The organism is Melissospora conviva, from assembly GCF_049523535.1.
Classification (GTDB): domain Bacteria; phylum Actinomycetota; class Actinomycetes; order Mycobacteriales; family Micromonosporaceae; genus Melissospora; species Melissospora conviva.
On record NZ_JBLLDT010000012.1, the window covers coordinates 823 to 22,905 of the forward strand.

Annotated in this window: 19 protein-coding genes and 2 pseudogenes; 17 read left to right on the forward strand and 4 right to left on the reverse strand. The window is 73.4% G+C overall.

Features of this window, described 5'->3' with window-relative positions:
- A pseudogene (locus ACK8GG_RS20350) lies at nucleotides 1-1,030 on the reverse strand (hypothetical protein); the annotation flags it as partial.
- A 3-nt stretch (nucleotides 1,031-1,033) separates the two neighbouring features.
- Between ACK8GG_RS20350 and ACK8GG_RS20355 the strand changes: the two are divergent.
- Complete coding sequence (locus tag ACK8GG_RS20355; RefSeq protein WP_440357009.1) at nucleotides 1,034-1,987, forward strand: tetratricopeptide repeat protein; 954 nt, start codon at nucleotides 1,034-1,036, stop codon at nucleotides 1,985-1,987.
- Nucleotides 1,984-2,862 (forward strand): annotated as a pseudogene (locus tag ACK8GG_RS20360) (HAD-IIA family hydrolase); the annotation flags it as partial. The gene ACK8GG_RS20355 and the pseudogene ACK8GG_RS20360, both read left to right, overlap by 4 nt.
- A gap of 106 nt (nucleotides 2,863-2,968) precedes the next feature.
- On the opposite strand, the gene ACK8GG_RS20365 reads toward ACK8GG_RS20360, so the two are convergent.
- Both ACK8GG_RS20365 and ACK8GG_RS20370 read right to left on the reverse strand, forming a co-directional pair.
- Nucleotides 2,969-3,121: a tetratricopeptide repeat protein gene (locus tag ACK8GG_RS20365; RefSeq protein ID WP_440357010.1), complete on the reverse strand. Its 153-nt coding sequence runs from the start codon at nucleotides 3,119-3,121 to the stop codon at nucleotides 2,969-2,971.
- Nucleotides 3,122-3,204: 83 nt separating this feature from the next.
- Nucleotides 3,205-3,543, reverse strand: a complete 339-nt coding sequence (locus ACK8GG_RS20370; protein WP_440352197.1) for an SCP2 sterol-binding domain-containing protein — start codon at nucleotides 3,541-3,543, stop codon at nucleotides 3,205-3,207.
- A gap of 111 nt (nucleotides 3,544-3,654) precedes the next feature.
- Between ACK8GG_RS20370 and ACK8GG_RS20375 the strand changes: the two genes are divergently transcribed.
- The 13 genes from ACK8GG_RS20375 to ACK8GG_RS20435 all read left to right on the forward strand — a co-directional run bounded on the left by ACK8GG_RS20375 (nucleotide 3,655) and on the right by ACK8GG_RS20435 (nucleotide 19,158).
- Entirely contained in the window at nucleotides 3,655-4,398 is a 744-nt protein-coding gene (locus ACK8GG_RS20375) for a phasin family protein (RefSeq protein ID WP_440357011.1), read from the forward strand.
- Nucleotides 4,395-4,646, forward strand: coding sequence for a hypothetical protein (locus tag ACK8GG_RS20380; protein WP_440352199.1), 252 nt, complete (start codon nucleotides 4,395-4,397; stop codon nucleotides 4,644-4,646). Before ACK8GG_RS20375 ends, ACK8GG_RS20380 begins: the two co-directional genes overlap by 4 nt.
- A gap of 34 nt (nucleotides 4,647-4,680) precedes the next feature.
- Nucleotides 4,681-5,526 (forward strand): TlyA family RNA methyltransferase, encoded by an 846-nt coding sequence (locus ACK8GG_RS20385; RefSeq protein WP_440353305.1) that lies wholly within the window; start codon nucleotides 4,681-4,683, stop codon nucleotides 5,524-5,526.
- Nucleotides 5,523-6,407: an NAD kinase gene (locus ACK8GG_RS20390; RefSeq protein WP_440352201.1), complete on the forward strand. Its 885-nt coding sequence runs from the start codon at nucleotides 5,523-5,525 to the stop codon at nucleotides 6,405-6,407. The genes ACK8GG_RS20385 and ACK8GG_RS20390 overlap by 4 nt, the downstream gene beginning before the upstream one ends.
- 100 nt (nucleotides 6,408-6,507) lie before the next feature.
- A complete protein-coding gene (gene recN / locus ACK8GG_RS20395; RefSeq protein ID WP_440352202.1) occupies nucleotides 6,508-8,265 on the forward strand; it encodes a DNA repair protein RecN in 1,758 nt (585 codons plus the stop codon).
- 113 nt (nucleotides 8,266-8,378) lie between these two features.
- Nucleotides 8,379-9,557, forward strand: coding sequence for a putative cytokinetic ring protein SteA (gene steA, locus ACK8GG_RS20400; RefSeq protein WP_440352203.1), 1,179 nt, complete (start codon nucleotides 8,379-8,381; stop codon nucleotides 9,555-9,557).
- A gap of 28 nt (nucleotides 9,558-9,585) precedes the next feature.
- On the forward strand, nucleotides 9,586-10,521 hold the full coding sequence (locus tag ACK8GG_RS20405) for a copper transporter (protein ID WP_440352204.1): 936 nt from the start codon (nucleotides 9,586-9,588) through the stop codon (nucleotides 10,519-10,521).
- Between the two features lie 56 nt (nucleotides 10,522-10,577).
- A complete protein-coding gene (locus tag ACK8GG_RS20410; RefSeq protein ID WP_440352223.1) occupies nucleotides 10,578-11,438 on the forward strand; it encodes a hypothetical protein in 861 nt (286 codons plus the stop codon).
- 1 nt (nucleotide 11,439) lies between these two features.
- Nucleotides 11,440-13,098, forward strand: coding sequence for a murein biosynthesis integral membrane protein MurJ (murJ, locus tag ACK8GG_RS20415; protein ID WP_440352205.1), 1,659 nt, complete (start codon nucleotides 11,440-11,442; stop codon nucleotides 13,096-13,098).
- Nucleotides 13,099-13,111: 13 nt separating this feature from the next.
- Nucleotides 13,112-14,284 (forward strand): glycosyltransferase family 4 protein, encoded by a 1,173-nt coding sequence (locus ACK8GG_RS20420; protein WP_440352206.1) that lies wholly within the window; start codon nucleotides 13,112-13,114, stop codon nucleotides 14,282-14,284.
- On the forward strand, nucleotides 14,281-16,626 hold the full coding sequence (locus ACK8GG_RS20425; protein ID WP_440357012.1) for a hypothetical protein: 2,346 nt from the start codon (nucleotides 14,281-14,283) through the stop codon (nucleotides 16,624-16,626). Before ACK8GG_RS20420 ends, ACK8GG_RS20425 begins: the two co-directional genes overlap by 4 nt.
- A 145-nt stretch (nucleotides 16,627-16,771) precedes the next feature.
- Nucleotides 16,772-18,514 (forward strand): CTP synthase, encoded by a 1,743-nt coding sequence (gene pyrG, locus ACK8GG_RS20430; RefSeq protein ID WP_440357013.1) that lies wholly within the window; start codon nucleotides 16,772-16,774, stop codon nucleotides 18,512-18,514.
- The gene (locus ACK8GG_RS20435; RefSeq protein WP_440352208.1) at nucleotides 18,511-19,158 is read left to right on the forward strand and encodes an NUDIX domain-containing protein; all 648 of its coding nucleotides are present in this window, start codon (nucleotides 18,511-18,513) and stop codon (nucleotides 19,156-19,158) included. Before pyrG ends, ACK8GG_RS20435 begins: the two co-directional genes overlap by 4 nt.
- Nucleotides 19,159-19,233: 75 nt before the next feature.
- On the opposite strand, the gene ACK8GG_RS20440 is transcribed toward ACK8GG_RS20435, so the two are convergent.
- Nucleotides 19,234-19,485 carry a TM2 domain-containing protein gene (locus ACK8GG_RS20440; protein ID WP_440357014.1) on the reverse strand — a complete coding sequence of 84 codons (252 nt, stop codon included), beginning with the start codon at nucleotides 19,483-19,485 and terminating at the stop codon, nucleotides 19,234-19,236.
- 271 nt (nucleotides 19,486-19,756) lie between these two features.
- Here ACK8GG_RS20440 and ald point away from each other — a divergent pair, with 271 nt between their 5' ends.
- Together ald and ACK8GG_RS20450 are read left to right on the forward strand one after the other, a co-directional pair.
- Entirely contained in the window at nucleotides 19,757-20,872 is a 1,116-nt protein-coding gene (ald, locus tag ACK8GG_RS20445; RefSeq protein ID WP_440352210.1) for an alanine dehydrogenase, read from the forward strand.
- A gap of 2 nt (nucleotides 20,873-20,874) precedes the next feature.
- Nucleotides 20,875-21,867 carry a site-specific tyrosine recombinase XerD gene (locus tag ACK8GG_RS20450; protein ID WP_440357015.1) on the forward strand — a complete coding sequence of 331 codons (993 nt, stop codon included), beginning with the start codon at nucleotides 20,875-20,877 and terminating at the stop codon, nucleotides 21,865-21,867.
- Nucleotides 21,868-22,083: the final 216 nt, after the last annotated feature.

A 22,083-nucleotide genomic window follows, 5' to 3' on the forward strand; every position in this document is an offset into this window, starting at 1 on the left:
TGGCGACCGTGGTGCCTCCCGTGAGGGTGGCTTCCGGGGCGGCGATCGCGATTCGCGTGGTGGCGACTTCCGTGGTGCCCCCCGTGAGGGTGGCTTCCGCGGTGGTGACTCCCGTGGTGGTTCCCGCGAGGGTGGCTTCCGTAGCGGCGGTGACCGTGGGGCGCCCCGTGAGGGTGGCTTCCGGCGGGACGACCGTCCGCGTGACGAGAACCGTGGTGCCCCCCGTGAGGGCGGTTTCCGCAGTGGTGGCGACCGTGGTGCCTCCCGTGAGGGTGGCTTCCGGGGCGGCGATCGCGATTCGCGTGGTGGCGACTTCCGTGGTGGTTCCCGCGAGGGTGGCTTCCGTAGCGGCGGTGACCGTGGGGCGCCCCGCGAGGGCGGCTTCCGGCGGGACGACCGTCCGCGTGACGAGAACCGTGGTGCCCCCCGTGAGGGTGGCTTCCGTGGCGGCGATCGTGATTCGCGTGGTGGCGACTTCCGTGGTGGTTCCCGTGAGGGTGGCTTCCGCAGTGGTGGCGACCGTGGTGCCCCCCGTGAAGGTGGCTACCGTGGTGGCGATTCCCGTGGTGGCTCCCGTGAGGGCGGCTTCCGCAGTGGTGGCTCCCGTGAGGGTGGCTTCCGCAGTGGTGGCGACCGTGGTGCCCCCCGTGAAGGTGGCTTCCGGCGGGACGATCGTCCGCGTGACGAGAACCGTGGTGCCCCCCGTGAGGGTGGCTTCCGTAGCGGCGACCGTGACTCCCGCGGTGGATCGCGCGAGGGTGGCTTCCGGCGGGACGACCGTCCGCGTGACGAGCACCGTGGCGGCTCCCGCGAGGGTGGCTTCGGCGGCGGTGACCGCGACTTCCGTCGCGATCGTGACGCCGCGCCGGACCGCGCCCCGCGCGACGACCGCGGTGGCCGGCGGGAAGGCGGAGACCGCGCCCCTGAGCCGACTCTGGCCGACGACATCCTTGCCACCGATCTCGACACCTCGGTCCGCGCTGAGCTGCTCTCGCTGACCAAAGCGGTCGCCGAGTCCGTCGCGCGGCACCTGGTGGCCACCGGAAAGCTCCTCGACGAGGAGCCGGCGGAGGCACTCGCCCACGCCCTGGCTGCACGCCGCCTGGCCTCCCGTATCGCGGTTGTCCGCGAGGCGGTCGGTCTCGCCGCGTACCACGCCGGTGAGTGGCAGACGGCGATCGCCGAGCTGCGGACGTACCACCGGATGAGCGGGCGGCAGACGCACCTGGCGGTGCTCGCCGACTGTGAACGGGCACTCGGCCGTCCGGAGCGAGCGATCGACCTGTTCCGGGGCGCCGACCGTGACGCCCTGGACCAGGCAACCGCGATCGAGTTGCTGATCGTGGCCGCCGGCGCCCGTGGCGACATGGGGCAGACCGACGCTGCGGCAGCGATGCTGCAGGTGCGGGAGCTCACCAGCGAAAGCACCGAGCCCTGGACCGCCCGGCTGCGCTACGCGTACGCCGATGCCCTCCTCGCCGCAGGTCGGCGCGAGGAAGCACGGGAGTGGTTCTCGCGCGCCGCGGACATCGACGAGACCGGCGAGACCGACGCGGCCGAGCGGGTGCTCGAACTCGACGGCGTGGTCATCGAAGGCGACGACGAGATCGAGGAGGAGTCGGCAGAGGAGGACACCAACGCCGACACCGATTCGGACGACGCCGACGACGACGACGACGACGATGACGACGCCGATGACGACGATGACGACGACGACGATGACGACGATGACGACGATGACGACGATGACGATGACGACGACGACGCCGATGACGACGACGATGACGCGCCGGTGAAGGGCGACGTTGACGTCACCAGCGTCGACAGCGTCGATGACGGTGCCGATATCTCGGACGAGCAGCGCGTCGAGGCCGGTACGGTGGAGCCGGTCGCGGCCGACGAAGCCCCGGCGGGCGCGCGGGCCGAGGCCGACAAGCCGGCGGACGCCGACGTCGTGCAGGACGAGACGGAGTCGGAGAAGCGGTGACGCGGACGGTGCCGGGACGGCTGGTTGACGGTTACGACCTCGTCATCTTCGACCTCGACGGGGTTGTCTACCTCATCGATCAGCCGATTCCCGGCGCCGTCGCCGCCGTCGAGCGACTCCACGCCGACGGCATCCCCATCGCGTACGCGACCAACAACGCCTCCCGGCGCTCCGCCGAAGTCGCCGATCTGCTCACCGGAATCGGCGTGCCCGCCTCCGCGTCGGAGGTCTTCACCTCGGCTGCTGCGGCGGCGGAGGTGCTGCGGGAACGACTGCCGGCCGGCTCCGCCGTCCTGGTGGTCGGTGCCGATGCGCTGCGTGCCGAGGTACGGGCCGCCGGTCTGCGGCCGGTCGCGCTCGCCGCCGACGCGCCGGCGGCGGTCGTGCAAGGGTACGGCCCGCTCGTCGACTGGGCTGCCCTGGCCGAGGCGAGCGTCGCCATCCGCGCCGGCGCCCTCTGGGTCGCCACGAACACCGACCGGACACTGCCCAGCGGCCGTGGCCCGCTGCCCGGGAACGGGGCGCTCGTCGCCGCTCTGTGTGCCGCGCTGCAGCGGGACCCCGACGTGGTGGTCGGCAAACCCGAGTCGGCACTGTTCCGTACGGCGGCCCAACTGCACGGTGCCACGCGTCCACTGGTTGTCGGAGACCGGCTGGACACCGACATCGAGGGCGCCGTCCGGGCCGGGCTCGACAGCCTCCTCGTACTCACCGGTGTCGACACCGTCGACGATGTGCTCGCCGCACCGGCGGCGCGCCGCCCCACCTACATCGCCCGAGATCTCGCCGGTCTCGTCGAGCCCGGCGCGGCGCTGCCGGTGCCGGCCGCCGACCCGGCCGACGGTACGTCTGACGACGGCTGGGCGGCCGTACGAGCGCTCTCTGGCCGCTAGGCGAGCGGCCCTTCTTTCTCGTCGGGCCGGTGCAGCCGGTTGCTGTCTGCCCGGTGCAGCCGGGTGACTGCCCGTCCGACGGGACGGCTCAGCTGAGCTCGACCAGGAGCCGGGCGTAGTTGGCCATCGCCTGCTGATAGCGCGGCAGGTGCCGGGCAAGCGCCGTGACCGCTACCGACACCGCCTCCCGTTCCCGGCCGACGCTGGTCGCGCCAGGGCGAGCGTCGCGCTGAGTCTGCATGACAGAACCCAACGAGACCGGGTTCACAGGTCGCGACGCTCGGCTGCCGGCGGCGGCCGGGCAGCGGCTGCTGGGGAAAGCCGTCAGAGCAGCTTGCGCAGTTTGAGCAGGTCCAGCGGACCGGCCTTGATCGAGATGCGCCGGCCCGCCATTGCGCGGGCGACATCCAGCTCGCCGTTGACCAGCGCCAGCAGGTCGTCGCTGGAGGTGATCAGGGCGATCTTCGCCTTCGGGTCGTCGCCATCGGCGATGTCGAGCAGCCGCCCGCCGGCCAGCCGGCCGTGGAACGCCGCCTCGAGGTCGGTGATCCGGCAGGCCAGGGTCCGGTCGAGGTCGATGCGGCCCTGCACCTCGTCGGCATTGCGGTCAAGCTTGGCGGCCAGGTCCCGCAATGCCTGCCGGCACTCGTCCATACTGGCCACTTCTGCTCCTTCGCCTCGCCGATGTCCGCTTCCGGCACCGTACCTCACCAGGTCAGCCGGGCTGGCGGTAGCGTGACAGGCAGCGACCCGCCCGTGGAAAGGACCCCAGGGATGCAGGATGCGTGGCGCACCTACCTGGAGCTGGCCGTCGGCATGACCGACGAGACCCGCCGAAAGGTGCAGACGGTTGCCCAGAAGCTGGCCGGATCCAGCGGCGCCACCGCCGCACAGGTCCAGGCCTTCGCCGAGGAGCTCGTCTCCACCGGCCTGGCCAACCGTGAGGCGCTGACCAAGATCGTTCGCTTCGAGGTGGACCGTGCGCTGGGCGCGGTCGGCCTGGCCACCGCGGAGGAGGTCGCCGACCTGACCGCGCGCGTGCGGCAGCTCGAAGGGGAGTTGCGCCGCAGCAGGGCAGGCCGCGGGGCCGAGGTCAGCCCCGAGGAGGCCGGGGCCTTCCTGGCCGCCGCTGCGGACGCGGACTCCGCTCACGCCGGCACCGCCGGGGCCGGGGCCTCACCCGCCGCAGGTCGGGCAGCCCCGCAGAAGACCATGGCGAAGAAGACTGTGGCCAAGAAGACCGTGGCCAAGAAGGCACGGCCTGCCGGGCCGGTGGCCAAGAAGGCGGTCGCCAAGGCGCAGCTCGACAGTGCGGTGGCGAAGAAGACGCCGCCTGGGAAGGTCGTGGCCAAGAAGACCGTCGCCAAGAAGGCGATCGCCAAGGCGCAGCCCGACAGCACCGCTTCGCCGCAGCCGCAGCCGCAGCCGCAGCCGCAGCCGGGCACCGGCAAGCCGGTCAAGAAGATGGCGAAGAAGACGGTCCGGCCGGCGGCGAACCGGCAGTCGGAGCAGCGGTGAGCACTCCGGGACCGTTCCGCCCGGGTCCGCCGCCCCGCCTGCGGCCCGGCCCGCCGCCGCACCGCCCGCAGTCCGTCGCGCCGTCACCACCACCCCTCGACGAGGAGGCCGCGAGCCACCCGGCGGTGGACGCGGCCGTCACCGCCGTGACCAACGCCGCCGGGCTCTCGCCCGCCGACCAGATTGCGCAGTACGAGGCCGCGTACGAGACACTGCGTGAAACCCTCGCCACCATCGACCAGGCCTGAGGGCCGCACACCCCCGCGGAAGTGAACTCGCACGATGGCACGACGTACCCGCTTGGACGCTGAACTGGTCCGCCGCGGCCTGGCCCGTTCCCGTGAACAGGCCGCGGCCCTGGTGACAGCCGGCCGCGTCCAGGTGCGCGGGGTCACGGCCGCGAAGGTCGCGGCCATGGTCGACCCGGCTGACGCCCTGCACGTGCTCGGGGAGGACCCGCGCGACGAGTTCGTCTCCCGGGGCGGGCACAAACTCACCGGCGCGCTCGCCGCCTTCGGCCCGAAAGGGCTGACCGTCACCGGTCGCCGGTGCCTGGATGCCGGCGCTTCCACCGGCGGTTTCACCGACGTGCTGCTCCGCGCCGGCGCCGCCGAGGTCGTCGCCGTCGACGTCGGCTACGGCCAGCTCGCCTGGTCGCTGCGGACCGACGAACGGGTTCGGGTCTTCGAGCGCACCAACGTGCGTACGCTCACGCCCGAGGTCATCGGAGGTCCGGTCGAGCTGACCGTTGCCGACCTGTCGTTCATCTCCCTGCGGCTGGTGCTGCCCGCCCTCGCCGGCTGCACCAGCGCCGACGGGGACCTGGCGCTGATGGTCAAGCCGCAGTTCGAGGTCGGGAAGGAACGTGTCGGCGCCGGGGGAGTGGTCCGCGACCCGGCGCTGCGGGCCGAGGCAGTCCTCGACGTGGCCGCCGCGGCGGCGGCGCTCGGGCTGGGGCTCGCGGACGTGACGGCGAGCCCGCTGCCTGGGCCGAGCGGAAACGTGGAGTTCTTCGTATGGTTGCGCCGTGACGCGCCTCCCGCCGACCCGGACCGGGTGAGTGCGGTGGTGGCGGCCGGCCCTGCCGGTCTGCCGCCGGGGGAGCCGACGCAGGAGGAGGCCCGGTGAGCCGTACCGCGCTGTTGGTGACCCACACGGGGCGCCGGGACAGCACCGCGCATGCCCGGACGGTGGCGGGGGACCTGATCGCCGCCGGATTCGAGGTGCGGGTCGTCGCCGAGGAGGTCGCCGACCTCGATCTGCCCGGTGTGGTGCCGGTCTCGGGCGTGACCGCCGCGGAGGGGGCCGAGATCGTCTTCGCGCTCGGCGGGGACGGCACCTTCCTGCGCGCCGCCGAGCTGGCCCGTCCGGCGAAGGCGCCGCTGCTCGGCATCAACCTCGGCCGGGTCGGTTTCCTCGCCGAGGCCGAGATCTACGACCTCGACAAGGCCGTCCGCGACGCGGTGGCCCGCAACTACACCGTGGACGAGCGGCTGACCCTCGACGTCTCGGTGGAGTACGAGGGTCGGGTCACCATCGAGTCGTGGGCGCTCAACGAGGTCAGCGTCGAGAAGGGCGAGCGGGCCAAGATGCTCGAGCTGCTCGTTGACGTCGACGGCCGGGCGTTGTCCCGATACGGCTGCGACGGCGTGGTCTGCGCGACCCCGACCGGCTCCACCGCGTACGCCTTCTCCGCCGGCGGGCCGGTGGTCTGGCCCGAGGTGGAGGCGATCCTGCTGGTGCCGATCAGCGCGCACGCCCTGTTCAGCCGGCCGCTGGTGACCGCGCCGACCTCCACCCTCTCGATCACAGTGGACCCGTTCACGTCGCTGGCGGTGCTCAACTGTGACGGACGGCGGGTCTGGGACCTGCCCCCGGGGGCGCGGGTGACCGTGCGCCGCGGCCACCAGCCGGTGCGGGTGGTCCGGCTGCGGCACCAGGCCTTCACCGACCGGCTGGTGGCGAAGTTCGGGCTGCCGGTGGACGGCTGGCGCGGCGGACGACACTGACCGGGGCGTCGCCGGCCGGCGGCGTTGACGGGAGACGATGTCCACAGCGCCGGGCTGCCCGCTGGTCAAGTGTCGGTGCCCGCTACTACTGTCGGTTGCTGTGCTGGAAGAGCTGCGTATCACCGGACTCGGGGTCATCGAGGACACCACGCTGTCCCTGACGGCCGGCATGAACGTCATCACCGGCGAGACCGGCGCGGGAAAGACGATGGTGGTCACCGGGCTGGGTCTGCTCTTCGGCGGGCGCGCCGACGCCGGCCGGGTGCGGTCGGACCCTGGCCGGGCCGTGGTGGAGGGCCGGCTGCGACTGGCCGAGCCGGCCGCGACGACCGTCGGCACCCGGGTGAGCGACGCCGGCGGCGAGCCCGACGAGGACGGCAGCCTGCTGCTGAGCCGTACGGTCACCGTGGAGGGACGTTCCCGGGCCCACGTCGGCGGACGTAGCATGCCGGTGTCGATGCTCGGTGAGATCGGCGAGCAGGTACTGGCGGTGCACGGCCAGTCCGACCAGCTGCGGCTGCTGCGCCCGGCCGAGCAGCGCGCCGCCCTGGACCGTTTCGCCGGCGGCGAGCACGAGAAGCTGCTCGCCGCGCTGCGCGAGGCGTACACCGGCTGGCGCCGGGTCAGCGACGACCTGGCCGACCGTCGCCGCAACGCCCGTGAGCGCAGCCAGGAGGCGGACCTGCTGCGCCTCGGGCTCGACGAGATCACCCGGGCCGATCCGCAGCCGGGGGAGGACGCCGACCTCAAAGCCGAGGCACAGCGGCTGGAGCACGCCGAGGGGCTGCGAACGGCGGCGCAGACCGCACAGCAGTGCCTCGCCGGCGACGCCGATCCCACCGATGAGACTCTGGACGTCACCACGCTGCTCGGGCTCGCCCGGCGCACCCTCGAGGCGCAGTCGGGTGTCGACCCGGCGCTGGGGGAGCTCTCGGCGCGGCTGGAGGAGGCCGCCACCCTCGTCGGGGACGTCTCCGCCGAGCTGTCGGGCTACCTGGCGTCACTCGACGCCGATCCGGCGCGCCTGCAGACCGTCTACGAGCGCCGGGCCGTGCTGCGCGGCCTGACCCGCAAGTACGCCGACGACGTCGACGGCGTCGTCGAATGGGCCGACCGCGCGCGGGCACGCCTGTCCGAGCTGGACACCTCCGACGATCTCCTCGAGGAGCTGGAGCGGGAGCGGCAGCGGCTCGCCGACGAGGTCGCCGAGATGGCGGCCCGGGTGACCGCCTCCCGACGGGAGGCGGCCGGGCGCTTCGCCGATCAGGTCACCGTCGAGCTGGCGGGACTGGCGATGCCGCACGCCCGTATCGAGGTCGCGGTGCTGCCCCGTCCGGCCGGACGCAGCGACCCGACGCTGCGGGTGGACGGGATCGAGGTGGGGGTCAGCGCCGACGGCGCCGACGAGGTCGAGCTGCGGCTGCTGGCACACCCCGGCGCTCCGGCCCTGCCGCTGCAGCGCGGCGCCTCCGGCGGTGAGCTCTCCCGGGTGATGCTCGCCATCGAGGTCGTCTTCGCGGGCTCCGGCGGTCCACCGACCCTGGTTTTCGACGAGGTCGACGCCGGTGTCGGTGGCCAGGCGGCGGTGGAGATCGGCCGCCGGCTGTCCCGGTTGGCCCGCACCCACCAGGTGCTCGTCGTCACCCACCTGCCCCAGGTGGCGGCCTTCGCCGACCGGCACCTGGTGGTGGCCAAGGACACCGGTGGGGCGGTCACCACCAGTGGCGTTCGCGTGGTGGAGGACACTGAACGGGCCCGTGAACTCGCCCGGATGCTGGCCGGTCTGCCCGATTCCGATCTGGGCATCGCCCACGCCGAGGAACTGCTCGCGGTCGCGGCCCGGGAGCGTCGCCTTTAGTCGGCTGTGAGCTGCCGCACGACGGCAGGCCGGCGGGTGTGCTTCCCTGGGAGTGCGGCCCTGCTCTGCATGTCGCTACAGAAAACCCTGTCTCCCATGCCAGGATGGCCCCGATGCGTCTACCCACCTTGCGCCGAACCCGGACCGCCGAGCCCGGCAGAGTCGTCGGCGTCGCACGCCTCGACCGCCGGACCAAGCGGCTGACCGGCCGCCTGCGTCCCGGCGACATCGCGGTGATCGACCATGTCGACCTTGACCGTGTCGCGGCCGACTCGCTGGTCGCCGTGGGCGTGGCGGCGGTGCTCAACGCCAAGCCGTCGGTCTCCGGGCGCTATCCGAACCTCGGCCCCGAGGTGCTGATCGAGGCGGGCATCCCGCTCGTGGACGACCTCGGCGAGAGCATCTTCCAGCAGCTGCGCGAGGGCGATGTCGTCCGCATCGAGGGCAGCAAGATTTTCGTCGGTGACGAGGCCGTCGCCGCTGGCGTAGCCCAGGACGCCGAGAGCGTGGCGAAGGCCATGGCCGACGCCCGCGAGGGGCTCTCGGTGCAGTTGGAGGCCTTCGCCGCCAACACCATGGAGTACCTCAAGCAGGAGCGGGAGCTGCTCCTCGACGGGGTCGGCGTACCGGACATCCAGACCGAACTGCGGGGCCGGCACTGCCTGATCGTGGTTCGCGGCTACGACTACAAGGCCGACCTGGACGTGCTGCGCCCCTACATCCGCGAGTTCAAGCCGGTGCTGATCGGTGTCGACGGCGGTGCCGACGCGCTCGTCGAAGCCGGCTACACCCCCGATCTGATCATCGGCGACATGGACTCGGTCACCGACGACGTGCTGCGCTGCGGGGCCGAGGTGATCGTGCACGCCTACCCCGACGGGCGGGCGCCGGGCCTGGCCCGGGTGGAGGGGCTCGGCGTGCCGGCGCAGACCTTCCCGGCCGCCGCCACCAGCGAGGACCTGGCGATGCTGCTCGCCGACGAGAAGGGCGCCTCCCTGCTCGTCGCGGTCGGCACCCACGCCACCCTGGTCGAGTTCCTGGACAAGGGGCGCGGCGGCATGGCCTCGACCTTCCTGACCCGCCTCAAGGTCGGCGGAAAGCTGGTGGACGCCAAGGGCGTGAGCCGGCTCTACCGGCAGAGCATCTCCGGTTCGTCCCTGCTGCTGCTGGTGCTCTCCGCGATCGCGGCCATGGCGTCCGCGGTAGCCGTCTCCACCGTCGGAAAGGCGTACCTGGGCGTCGTCTCCGAGTGGTGGGACAATTTGGTATTCCAGCTCGGGCAGCTCTTCTAGCACCTCAACCGATCAAGAGGCTTCTGGCGTGATCAACTTCCGCTATCACGTGGTGTCCCTCACCGCGGTCTTCCTCGCACTGGCCATCGGCCTGGTGGTCGGCACCGCCGCCCTCAACGGGCCGGTCGCCGACTCGCTCAAGGCGAGCGTCGACGGGCTGAGCAAGGACAACCAGCAGCTGCGCCAGAGCGTGCAGAACCTCGAGAAGGAACTGGAGCTCGAGGAGGATTTCGCCGCCGAGGTGGCGCAGGTCATGCTCCCCGGCACGCTCACCGGCCGCCGGGTGCTCGTGGTGGTCCTGCCCAGCGGCCGCGACCAGGCCGACGGCATCGTCGAGATGCTCGCCACCACCGGCGCGACCATGACCGGCCGCGTCGACGTGCAGGAGAAGCTGGTCAACCCCGAGAACAACAGCGCCCTGATGGAGCTCGCGGTCACCGCGGCCCGGCCCACCGTGCCCACCGACGGGCTGCCCGGCAACGGCCACGGCGTCGAGACCTCCAGTGCCCTGCTCGCCAGCGCGCTGCTCGACCGGGCCGCAGGGGGGACACCGGCCAGCGAGTCCGACCGGCGTGCCGTGCTCAAGACCTACGCGGACGAGGGCTATCTCAACGTCGAGGAGCCCGTGGCCGCCGCCGCCGAGGCCGTCGTGGTGATCAGCGGACCGCCGTACGTCGACAAGGACGCCACCACCAAGGACGACTCGGTGGTCAAGGTCGTCGAGCAGTTCGACCAGCACGCCCACCTGGTGGTGGCCGGCAACGGCTCCGCCGGCGGCAATGTGGTGGCCCAGGTCCGGGCCGACCCGGCGCTGTCACAGACGATCTCCACCGTCGACAACGCCAACACCATCCAGGGGCAGTTGGTCACCGCCCTCGCGCTGGCCGAGCAGATCACCACCGACGTCGTCGGCCAGTACGGCGTCGGCACCGACGCGGCGCTGTTGCCTAAACTGCGCCAGTGACCGACAACGCCCGTTCGACGGGAACCTCCGCGCCCCGCAAGACCGGAACGGGAAGGTTGCGGCGCACCGCGGCCTCCGGGGCGGGAGCCCTGCTGGCACGCCTCGCGCTGCGCGCGGTGACCGCCCAGCCGGCGGCGGCCGCGCTGCGGCGTACCAACTTCCAGGGCCGTGAGGTGACGCTGGCGGCGGGTCCGGCGCTCGCCGCAGGTGCGGCCCTCGGCGGCGCGTTCGGCGCGCCCTCACGGCAGGCTGCCGCCGCCACCCTCGTCGCCGGCCTCGGCGCCGGCGCCGTCGGACTCTACGACGACGTCGTCGGCGCCCGCCCCGACCAGCGCACAGCCAAGGGCTTCGCCGGCCACCTCGGCGCGCTGCGCGAAGGACGGGTCACCAGCGGGCTGGTCAAGATCGTCGGCGTCGGGGCCGCCGGGCTGGCCGCCGCCGCGTTGCTCGCCGCCGACAACAGCGGCAAGGCCGGCCGCCGCCGTGCCCGGCAGGGACGGCTGACGCGCACCACCGACGTCCTGCTCGGCGCCGGGGTCGTCGCCGGCACCGCCAACCTGCTCAACCTGCTGGACCTGCGCCCCGGCCGGGCGCTCAAGACCGGTCTCCTGCTCGGTGGCCCGCTGTCGCGGGGCCCGCACGGCGGGGTCGCCGCCGGTGCCGTCGGCGCCTGCTCCGGGCTGCTCCGCGAGGACCTCGACGAGCGGGTGATGCTCGGCGACAGCGGGGCCAATGCGCTCGGTGCCCAGCTCGGCGTCGCACTCGCCGCGCGTACCGGCCCGGCCGGACGTGCCGGACTCCTCGCGGTGCTGGTGGCCCTCACCGCCGCCAGCGAGAAGGTCAGCTTCACCCAGGTGATCCAGGGCACGCCCGTGCTGCGTGAACTGGACGCGCTGGGCCGGCGGCCCACGGCCTGACGTGTCCATCCGGGCCGCCTCCACGGGTACCGCGCGTCTCGCCGGCGCCGCCGCGCTCATCGCGGTCCTCACCGTGCTGGCCCGGCTCGCCGGCTTCGCCCGTACGGGACTGTTCAGCTGGCTGTTCCAGCAGTCCGACCTCGGCAGCCTCTACGTCGTCGCCAACACGGTGCCGAACATCATCTTCGAGATCGTCGCCGGCGGGGCGCTCGCCAGCCTGGTCGTGCCGGTGCTCGCCGGGGCCGTCGCCGCCGGCGACCGGGAAGCGGTGGCCCGCACCGCCGGCGCCCTGCTGACCTGGGTGGTCACCCTCCTGGTGCCGCTGGCGGTGCTGGTGGCGGTCTTCGCCGCGCCGATCGTCGCGGTCATCGCCGACGACCCCGACCCGCAGCAGGTCGCCGCGGGCGCCCGGATGCTGCGGCTCTTCGCCCCCCAACTGCCGCTGTACGGCACCGGCATCGTCCTCACCGGTGTGCTGCAGGCACACCGGCGCTTCGCCTGGCCCGTCATCGCTCCGCTGCTCAGCAGCGTCACGGTCATCGGCGTCTACCTGCTGTTCCTGGCACTGGAGGGACGTGCCCCCACGGTGGCCGGTGTGGGCGCCGGCGGGGAGCTGCTGCTCAGCGGCGGCACCACCCTCGGGGTGGTGGCACTGTCGCTGCCGCTGCTGATCCCGCTGCGACGGCTGGGAGTGCGGCCCCGGCTCGGCTACCACTTCGACGCCGAGGCGCGCACCAGGATCGGGCCGCTGGTGATCGCCGGTGTCGTCACGGTCGCCGCGCAGCAGATCGCGCTGCTGGTCATCCTCAAGCGCCTCCCGATCGACCTCGGCGCGCCGATCATCTACAACCTGGTGCAGACGGTCTACCTGCTGCCCTGGGCGGTGTTCGCCGTGCCGCTCGCCGTCGCCGCGTACCCCACGCTGGCGGCCGCGAGCGCGGTCGGCGACGAGCAGGCGTACCGGCGCACACTCGCGCCGACGGTGCGCGGGGTGCTGCTGTTCAGCAGCCTCGGCGCGGCCGTCCTCGTCGGGGTCGCCGGACCGGTCGCCCGGTTCTTCTTCGACGCGCCGCAGATGGTCGAGCCGACCGCCGCGGCGGTGACCGCCTTCGCGCCCGGTCTGCTCGGCTACGGCCTCTTCGCGGTCCTCTCCCGGGCCCTCTACGCCCGTGGCGCCGTCCGCGACGCCACCCTCGCCATCACCGTCGGCTGGCTGGTGGTGCCCGCCGCGGTGATCGGATTCGCCCTGCTGGTGCCGCGCGAGGAGCGGGTGAGCGCCGTCGGCGCCGCCAACTCGCTCGGCATGCTGGTGCTCGGCGCGTTGCTCGTCGCCGCCGTGTACCGCTCGGCGGGAGCGGGCAGCCTCGCCGGCGCCGGCCGGGCCGCCGCCGCGGGAATCACGGCCGCACTCGCCGGAGCCGCCGCCGCCCGCGCCGTGCTGGCCGTACTGCCGCAGCTGGCCGGCAAAGCCGGTGCCCTGGCGCAGGGCGCGCTCGCCGCCGCGGTGGCCGCCGCCGTCTTCCTCGCGCTGGCGTACCTGCTGGACCGCCCCGATGTGCGGCCGTTGCTCGCCGCCCTCGCCCGCCGATTGGGTAGGTTGACCCGCCGGGGCCGCGGCGGTCGTGCCGACGGGGACACGAAGGAGACGGTGGCCCGGTGAGAGGGTTGGTTCGGTGAACGCGCAAGAGCCGCGGTCCGGCTGGGGCGGATCGGTACTGCAGCTGCTCGCATCGAGCACCGGCGGCGTGGGGCAGCACGTCGCCTCCGTCACCCGTGGCCTGCTGGCGCGGGGGGTGCCGGTCGTCGTCGCCGGTCCCGCCGCCACCGACGAACAGTTCGGCTTCGCCGCCGCCGGTGCCCGCTTCGTCCCGATCGAGATCCCTGCCAGCCCGACCCCGGCAGACGCCCGTGCCGTCGGGGCGCTGCGCGGGGCGCTGACCGCCCAGCCCGTCACCCTGGTGCACGCCCACGGCCTGCGGGCCGGGCTGGTGGCGGTGCTCGCCCGGCCGGCCGTGCCGGTGGTGGTCACCCTGCACAACGCGGTGCTCGCCGGCGGCGTACGGGGCCGGGTCTCGCGTCTCGCCGAGCGGTTCGTGGCCCGCTCGGCCCGGGTCACGCTCGGTGCCTCCGCCGACCTGGTGGAGCGGGCGGCGCAGCTCGGCGCCGCCGACGCCCGGCTGGCGCCGGTGGCCGCGCCCGCGCTGCCCGCGCCGCGCCGTGCTCGCGCCGCCGTCCGCGCCGAGTTCGGGATCCGCTCCGAGCAGCCGCTGATCCTGTCGGTGGGACGGCTGCACCCGCAGAAGCGGTACGAACTGCTCGTCGACGCCGCCGCCCGGTGGCGCGAGCGCAGCCCTGTCCCGGCCGTACTGGTCGCCGGCAGCGGCCCCAGCTACCTCCAGCTCGCGGCGCGCATCTCCGCCGCCCGCGCCCCGGTGACCCTGCTGGGACACCGCACCGACGTGGCCGACCTGCTCGCCGGCGCCGACCTGGCAGTGGTCACCAGCGACTGGGAGGCGCGTCAGCTCTTCGCCCAGGAGGCGCTGCGCGCCGGGGTGCCGCTGGTCGCCACCGCCGTCGGCGGACTACCCGAACTGGTGGGCGACGCGGCGGTCCTGGTCCCACCGGGGGATGCCGATGCCCTGGACGCGGCCGTCCGGGAACTGCTCGACGACCCCGAACGCCGCGCCGAGCTCGCACGGCGCGGTCCGGAGCAGGCGGCCGGCTGGCCGGACGAGTCCGACACCGTCGCCGCGCTGACGGCCCTCTACGCCGAGATCGCACCGGCCGCACCGGCACCGCCGGGTACGCCCGGCGGTGCGGACCAGGCGGGGGAGGACCGGGCATGACGCTGCGCCGCGGCGTCTACGCCCTGCTGACGATGCTGGTGGTCGCCGTCGGCATCACCGCGCTGGTGGTCCGCCCCGGCGTCCCCGAGCAGCGACCGGAGGCCGACTACGTCATCGTGGCCGGGGTCGCCGGGCTGCGCTGGGAGGACGTCGATCCGCAGACCACCCCGACCCTGTGGCGGATGGCCGGCACCGGCGGAATCGGTTCGCTGGCGGTCCGCTCGGCGCAGCCGACCACCTGCCCGGTCGACGGCTGGCTGACTCTCGGTGCCGGCAACTACGCGGCCTGGAATGACGCGCCGGTGCCCGCCGAGTGCCCGGAGGTCAACGTCGTCGTCGAGCAGCCCGACGGCATCGGCGCCTACCTGCCCGAACAGCAGACCGCGGTCTGGCACAACCAGCAGACCCGCAACTGGGGCGCGGTGCCCGGTTCGCTCGCCGAGTCGGTGCGCTGCACCGTCGCGGTCGGCACCGGCGCGGCGGTCGCCGCCGCCCGCCCCTTCGGCCGGGTCGACCGGTACGCCCCGGAGCTGCCCGAGAACCCCCGTGAGCTGCTCGCCTCCTGTGTGCTGAGCCTCGTCGACCTCGGCACGGTCAGCGGTGACGACCCGCAGGCCCGCCGGATGGCCGCGGCCGCCGCCGACGCGCAGCTGGCCCGGGTGCTGGCGGCCCGGCCGGCGGACTCCCTGGTGGTGGTCGCCGGGCTGGCCGACACCGATCAGACCAACCGGCTGCACGTGGTGGTCGCCGACGGCCCCGGCTGGGAAGGGCGCTGGCTGACCTCCGCCAGCACCGGCCGCCCCGGCTATGTGCAGCTTGTCGACCTGGCGCCGACGGCGCTGACCGTGCTGGACCGGCAGATCCCCGAACGCCGTTTCATCGGCCATGCGCTCGCCCCTGCCCAGGAGCGTCCGGCGGACCTGACCGAGGCGATCGGCGGGCTCGCCGACGCCGACGGCGAGGCCCGGGCCCAGCGGGCGGTGGCCGAATGGTTCTTCGCCCTGCTGGTCGCCGTCCAGGTGGCGCTCGCGGTGGGAATCCTGCCGTTGCTGCGCCGCGCCCGCCGCCCCGCCGGTCCGGTCGCCCCGGTTCCGGTCTCGCCGCGGGTCGTCGCGGTGATGGAGGTGCTGCTCATCGCCGCGGCCGTGGCGATTCCGGCGGCGCTGCTGGCCGATGTGCTGCCCTGGTGGCAGGGGAGCCACGCCGGCTGGTACTTCGCCGCCACCACCATGGTGCTGATCCTGGCCGCCACCGCCGCGGTGCGTTTCCTTCCCGGTTACCAGCAGACCCTCACCCCGCTGGGGGCGGTCGCCGCGCTGACCACGCTGGTCGTCGGCGCCGACGTGATCACCGGTGCGCGGCTGCAGCTCAACGGCGTGACGGGCTACTCCGCGCTGGAAGGCGGCCGCTACTCCGGGGTCGGCACTGTCGGGCTCGGTGTGCTGATCGCGGCGGCCCTGCTCAGCTCCGGCTGGCTGGCCCAGCGGATGCCCCGGCCGTGGCGTCCCGCGGTGGTGGTGCTGATCGGGATGGCGACCGTCGTGATCGTCGGCAGCCCGTACCTCGGCGCCGACGCGGTCGGTGCGATCGCGCTGACCGCCGGGGTGAGCATCGCCGCGGCGCTCTGCACCGGCGGATGGCTCACCGTCACCCGGGCGGCCTGGACGACGCTGGCCGGGCTCGCGGTCACCGTCGGCTTCGCGGTGGTCGACCTGCGCCGCCCGCCACAGGACCGGGGCAGCCTCGGTCGCTTCATCAACGCCCTCGCCGACGGCACCGGTGGCTCCACCCTGCACCGCTCCACCTCGGCGAACCTGACGGCGCTCGCCGGCAGTCCGCTGACGATCCTGGCCGTGGTCGGGGTGGCGCTGGTCGCTTTCGCGTTGCTGCAGCCCTGGGGCGGCCTGCGGCGGCTCTTCGGCATCTATCCGACGATGCGGGCAGCGATGGCCGGCATCGCCGTGGCCGCCGTCAGCGGTGGCCTCCTGGCCGGGGCGGGACTCGACGTGGCCGGAGCCGCGGCAGCGGTCACCGTGCCGATGGCGTCGCTGGCCGCGCTGCGGGTGCTGGGCCACGCCGCCGACCGCACCCAGCCCGACGGGCCGCGCCCGGTCGACTTCGGTCCGCCGCGCCCGGACTCCGCCGGCCCGCCTCCTCCGGAGCAGTCCGATCCGGCCGGCGGTGGCGGGAGTCCGCGTACCCGCCCGGTGGCCCCTGCCGCCCGGGCCTCTGGTGATGGTCTCGCCCGCGGGGACGGGGCGAGCGGAGACCGGGCCTGCGGTGACGAACCCGTCGGTTCCGGGCCGGCCCCGGGCCGCCAGGGGATGGCGGCCGCACCCTAGCGGGTGGCGTTCCGGGCGCTGCGACCGGTGCGACGGGCGCGGGCGGCTGTGGAGGTGTTAGCGTGGAATCCCGTGGATCGCGTGATCAGTTGGCTGATCGGCACGGCGGTCTGCACGACCGCTACGGATGACACGGGAGCAGGCGTTGGCGCCTTCAGCACGGACGACCAGGCACATTTTCGTCACCGGAGGCGTCGCCTCCTCGCTGGGTAAGGGGCTCACCGCCTCCAGCCTCGGCAATCTCCTCACCGCCCGCGGGCTGCGCGTGGTGATGCAGAAGCTGGACCCCTACCTGAACGTGGACCCGGGCACGATGAACCCGTTCCAGCACGGAGAGGTCTTCGTCACCGAGGACGGCGCGGAGACCGACCTCGACGTCGGGCACTACGAGCGTTTCCTGGACCGGCCGCTGTCGGGCAAGGCGAACGTCACCACCGGGCAGATCTACTCGGCGGTGATCGCCAAGGAGCGCCGCGGCGAGTACCTCGGCGACACCGTCCAGGTGATTCCGCACATCACCAACGAGATCAAGTCCCGGATCCTGGCGATGGCCGACCCGGATGACGACGGCCGCACCCCGGACGTGGTCATCACGGAGGTCGGCGGCACCGTCGGCGACATCGAGTCGCTGCCCTTCCTGGAGGCGATCCGCCAGATCCGCCACGAGCTCGGCCGCGACAACTGCTTCTACCTGCACGTGTCGCTGGTGCCGTACCTGGCGCCGTCGGGTGAGCTGAAGACCAAGCCGACGCAGCACTCGGTGGCACAGCTGCGCAACATCGGCATCCAGCCCGATGCGCTCGTCTGCCGCTCGGACCGGGAGATCCCGGCGAAGCTGAAGAACAAGCTCTCGCTCTACTGCGACGTCGACGAGGAAGCGGTCATCGCCTGCCCGGACGCGCCGAGCATCTACGACATCCCGAAGGTGCTGCACCGGGAAGGGCTCGACGCCTACGTCGTACGCCGGCTCGGGCTCTCCTTCCGCGACGTCGACTGGAGCAGCTGGGACGACCTGCTGGAGCGGGTGCACCACCCGAAGCACACCGTCGAGGTGGCGATCGTCGGCAAGTACGTCGACCTGCCGGATGCGTACCTGTCGGTCAGCGAGGCGATCCGGGCGGGCGGCTTCGCCCACCGGGCGCGGGTGAAGCTGCGCTGGGTGGCCAGCGACGACTGTGAGACCCCGGCGGGCGCGGCGAAGGTGCTGGCCGGTGTGGACGGCATCCTCATCCCCGGCGGGTTCGGCGTGCGCGGCATCGAGGGCAAGCTCGGCGCTTCCCGCTACGCCCGCGAGAACGGCGTGCCGATGCTCGGGCTCTGTCTCGGCCTGCAGTGCATGGCAATCGAGACGGCGCGCAACCTGGCCGGGGTGACCGGCGCGAATTCGCTGGAGTTCGACGAGCAGTGCGCCGCCCCGGTCATCGCCACCATGGCCGACCAGGAGGAGATCGTGGCCGGCAAGGGCGACCTGGGCGGCACGATGCGGCTGGGGGCGTACCCGGCGAAGCTGGTCGAGGGTTCGATCGTCGCCGAGGCGTACGGCACCACCGAGGTCAGCGAGCGGCACCGGCACCGCTACGAGGTCAACAACGCCTACCGGGAGACTCTGGAGAAGGCCGGGCTGCGCATCTCCGGTACCTCCCCGGACGGCCGGCTGGTCGAGTTCGTCGAGCTCGACCGCGAGCTGCACCCGTTCTTCGTCGCCACCCAGGCGCATCCGGAGCTCAAGAGCCGGCCGAACCGTCCGCACCCGCTCTTCGCCGCTTTCATCGCGGCGGCGCTGGCCCGCGCCGGCGCCGACCGGACCGCCGAGGCCGAGCCGGAGACGGGCGCCCGGGCGGGGCGCAACGGTGTGGCCCGTGGCGGCCGAAGCGGCGCCGCCAAGTGAGCACCGCGCCGGGCGCACAGCCCGAGGAGAGCGCCCCGGCGCACCGCTACGAGGTGTGCGAGCGTCAGGAGCGCTACCGCGGCCCGCTCTTCGGCGTGGTCACCGACCAGGTGCGGATGCCGGGCGGCGAGGTCGCGGCCCGCGACTACCTGCGGCACATCGGCGCGGTCGGCGTGGTCCCCCTCGATGACCAGGGCCGGGTGGTCCTGGTCCGCCAGTACCGCCACCCGGTCGGTGTGCGCCTGTGGGAGCTGCCGGCCGGGCTGATGGACGTCGGCGACGAGCCGCTGGTCGCGGCGGCGGCGCGGGAGCTGGCCGAGGAGGCCGATCTCACGGCGGGGCGCTGGGACACGCTGGTGGACCTGCACACCTCGCCGGGCTGCTCGGACGAGCGGATCCGCATCTTCCTGGCCCGCGACCTGGGTGAGGTGGCGGCCACGCGGCGGCACGAGCGCACCCACGAGGAGGCCGAACTCGAGGTGGCCCGCGTCGATCTGGACCGGGCTGTCGAGATGGTGCTCGCCGGCGAGATCACCAACGCGGCCTGCGTGGCCGGGCTGCTCGCCGCGGTGCGGGCCCGGGACGCCGGCTGGACCGGGCTGCGCCCGGTTGACGTGCCGCTGCCCGGCGGCGACCGGGTCTGAGCACGACAGGCTCTGCAGACGAGGGTGCCCGGGCGTTCAACGCCCGGGCACCCTCGTGCTTGCAGTGGTGTGAGGTCAGTCGCGCAGCGGGCGGCCCTGGCCGTCGACGCCACCGTTGACGAGGATCAGGATGCCGTCGATGACACCCCAGATGCCGCCTACGAAGCAGGTCAGCAGGCTGACGACGAGCTGCAGCACACCGGTCTTGGTGTCGCCCATGTAGAAGCGGCCGGCGCCGAAGCTGCCGAGGAAGATGCCGAGGAGACCGGCAACGGTCTTGCTCTTGTCAGAGACGTTCGGGTACTGAGGGGTTTGGGGGTAGGTCATGAGGCGACACTGTAATTGATCTGCACCACCGCTGTACTGCCGGTGGACACCGCAGCGTGACTATTGACCTCTCGGTTGACGTAAGCGCAGCTACAGAGACGATGTGGACCTGACATTCTGTAGTGAGACGCCCACAGTGGCTGTCATCGTGTCGCCTGTCCGGCTTCCCGTAGCGCCATAGACTCCCGTCACAGCCCACCAGCGCAGCGGGACACAATCCCGCGGGTGCGGTGGCGATTCGTGGCCCACCGGCCCGGGAAGGGTGTCAGTCATGAAGGTCGGAGTACCGCGCGAGGTAAAGAACAACGAGTACCGGGTGGCGATCACCCCGGCCGGGGTCAACGAGTTCGTCAGCGCCGGTCACGAGGTCGTCATCGAGGCCGGCGCCGGCCTCGGCTCCAGCATCACCGACGACGAGTTCGCCGCCGCGGGCGCCCGGATCCTCTCCAAGCCCGAGGAGGTCTGGGACGCCGCCGAACTGGTCCTGAAGGTCAAGGAGCCGATCGCCGAGGAGTACCCCCGGATGCGACCCGGCCAGGTCCTCTTCACCTACCTGCACCTGGCCGCGTCCCGGGAGTGCACCGACGCGTTGCTGCAGCGCCGGGTCACCGGCATCGCGTACGAGACTGTGGAGACCTCCGACCGGGCGCTGCCGCTGCTGGCGCCGATGTCCGAAGTGGCGGGCCGGCTGGCCCCGCAGGTCGGGGCGTACCACCTGATGCGCTCCGGCGGCGGGCGCGGCGTGCTGATGGGGGGCGTCTCCGGCGTCTACGCGGCCAAGACCGTTGTCATCGGCGCCGGCGTCTCCGGCATGAACGCCGCCGCCATCGCGCTCGGCCTGCAGGCCGAGGTGCTGCTGCTGGACAAGAACGTCGCCCGGCTGCGTCAGGCCGACGCCATCTACCGTGGCCACCTGCAGACCGTCGCCTCCAACGCGTACGAGATCGAACGGGCCGTCCTCGACGCGGACCTGGTCATCGGCGCGGTGCTGGTACCCGGGGCGAAGGCGCCGAAGCTCATCTCCAACGAACTGGTCTCCCGGATGAAGCCCGGCAGCGTGCTGGTCGACATCTCCATCGACCAGGGTGGCTGCTTCGAGGACTCGCGCCCCACCACCCACGCCGATCCGGTCTACCGGGTCCACGACTCGGTCTTCTACTGTGTCGCCAACATGCCCGGCGCCGTTCCGCACACCAGCACCTACGCGCTGACCAACGTCACCCTGCCGTACGCGCTGGAACTGGCCAACCACGGCTGGCGCGCGGCGCTGCGGCGCGATCCCGCGCTGGCGCTGGGCCTGAACACCCACGACGGGCACGTCACGTACGCCGAGGTCGGCCAGGCCCACGACCTGGACGTGCTCCCCACCGCGGAGGTGCTCGCCTGAGCGTGCAGGAGTTGTCGACGACCGGGGCCGGCGCCGAGCCGCAGCCTGCGCCGGCGCTGCGTCGCGCGGTCCGCGGCTACCTCGACCACCTGACCGTCGAGCGTGGCCTGTCGGCGAACACGCTCTCGTCGTACCGGCGGGACCTGGAGCGGTATCTGCGGACGCTGGCGCAGGCGGGGGTGGCCGACCTGGCGGCGGTGACGTCCGCGCACGTCACCGCGCACGTGGCCCGGCTGCGCAGCGGCGAAGAGGCGCACCCGGCGCTCTCGGCGTCGTCGGCGGCGCGGGCGGCGAGCGCCGTGCGCGGGCTGCACCGCTTCGCGCTGCGCGAAGGGCAGGTCGACCACGACGCCGGCCGCGACGTCCGGCCGCCGGCCGCGCCCCGCCGGCTGCCCCGCGCCCTCGACGTCGACCAGGTCGTCCGGCTGCTGGAGAGCGCCGGCGCCGTCGACGCCGAGGGCGTGCCCGCGGCGGCGCTGCGGGACCGGGCGCTGCTGGAGTTCCTCTACGGCACCGGGGCGCGCATTTCGGAGGCGCTCGGCGCGGCCGTCGACGACCTGGACCCGGCCGAGTCGGCGGTGGTGCTGCACGGCAAGGGTGGCCGGACGCGGATCGTGCCGATCGGCGGGTACGCCATCGAGGCGCTGCAGGCGTACCTGGTGCGGGCGCGGCCCGCGCTCGCGGCGGCCGGCCGCGGCACCCCGGCGGTCTTCCTCAACGCCCGCGGCGGTCCGCTGTCCCGGCAGAGCGCCTGGACGATCCTGCGCCGGGCCGCGCAGCGCGCCGGGCTGCCCACCGAAGGGCCCGGCGCGGTCTCGCCGCACACGCTGCGTCACTCCTACGCCACGCATCTGCTTGACGGCGGCGCCGACGTCCGGGTGGTGCAGGAGTTGCTCGGTCACGCCTCGGTGACCACGACCCAGGTCTACACCCTCGTCACTGTGGAGCGGCTGCGCGAGATCTACGCCACGGCGCACCCCCGGGCGCGGGCCTGAGCAGCGCCAAGCCGCCTCGACGGCGGCCCGACACGCCGAGCGGCTGCCGGTCGCGCCGTCGCCAGGTGGCGTAGAGTCGGACGCGGCGCGGGCTTCGTGGGGCGGCAACCCGGGCGTGGAGCGCAGTGGTCCGGCGCGGACAGTCACGGGGTTGCGGCGCCCAGCCGTCGCGGGACGTTGCGGCAGCGGGCAGTCGTCGGGAGGGGGCGAAAAGGA

What these genes read in the sequence shown, in the direction of transcription:
- ACK8GG_RS20385 (WP_440353305.1), top strand. Translation starts at nt 4,681, where the DNA reads ATGGCACGACGTACCCGCTTGGACGCTGAACTGGTCCGCCGCGGCCTG.
- ald (WP_440352210.1), top strand. Translation starts at nt 19,757, where the DNA reads ATGAAGGTCGGAGTACCGCGCGAGGTAAAGAACAACGAGTACCGGGTG.
- steA (WP_440352203.1), top strand. Translation starts at nt 8,379, where the DNA reads ATGCGTCTACCCACCTTGCGCCGAACCCGGACCGCCGAGCCCGGCAGA.
- ACK8GG_RS20365 (WP_440357010.1), bottom strand. Translation starts at nt 3,121, where the DNA reads ATGCAGACTCAGCGCGACGCTCGCCCTGGCGCGACCAGCGTCGGCCGG.
- ACK8GG_RS20440 (WP_440357014.1), bottom strand. Translation starts at nt 19,485, where the DNA reads ATGACCTACCCCCAAACCCCTCAGTACCCGAACGTCTCTGACAAGAGC.
- ACK8GG_RS20425 (WP_440357012.1), top strand. Translation starts at nt 14,281, where the DNA reads ATGACGCTGCGCCGCGGCGTCTACGCCCTGCTGACGATGCTGGTGGTC.
- ACK8GG_RS20375 (WP_440357011.1), top strand. Translation starts at nt 3,655, where the DNA reads ATGCAGGATGCGTGGCGCACCTACCTGGAGCTGGCCGTCGGCATGACC.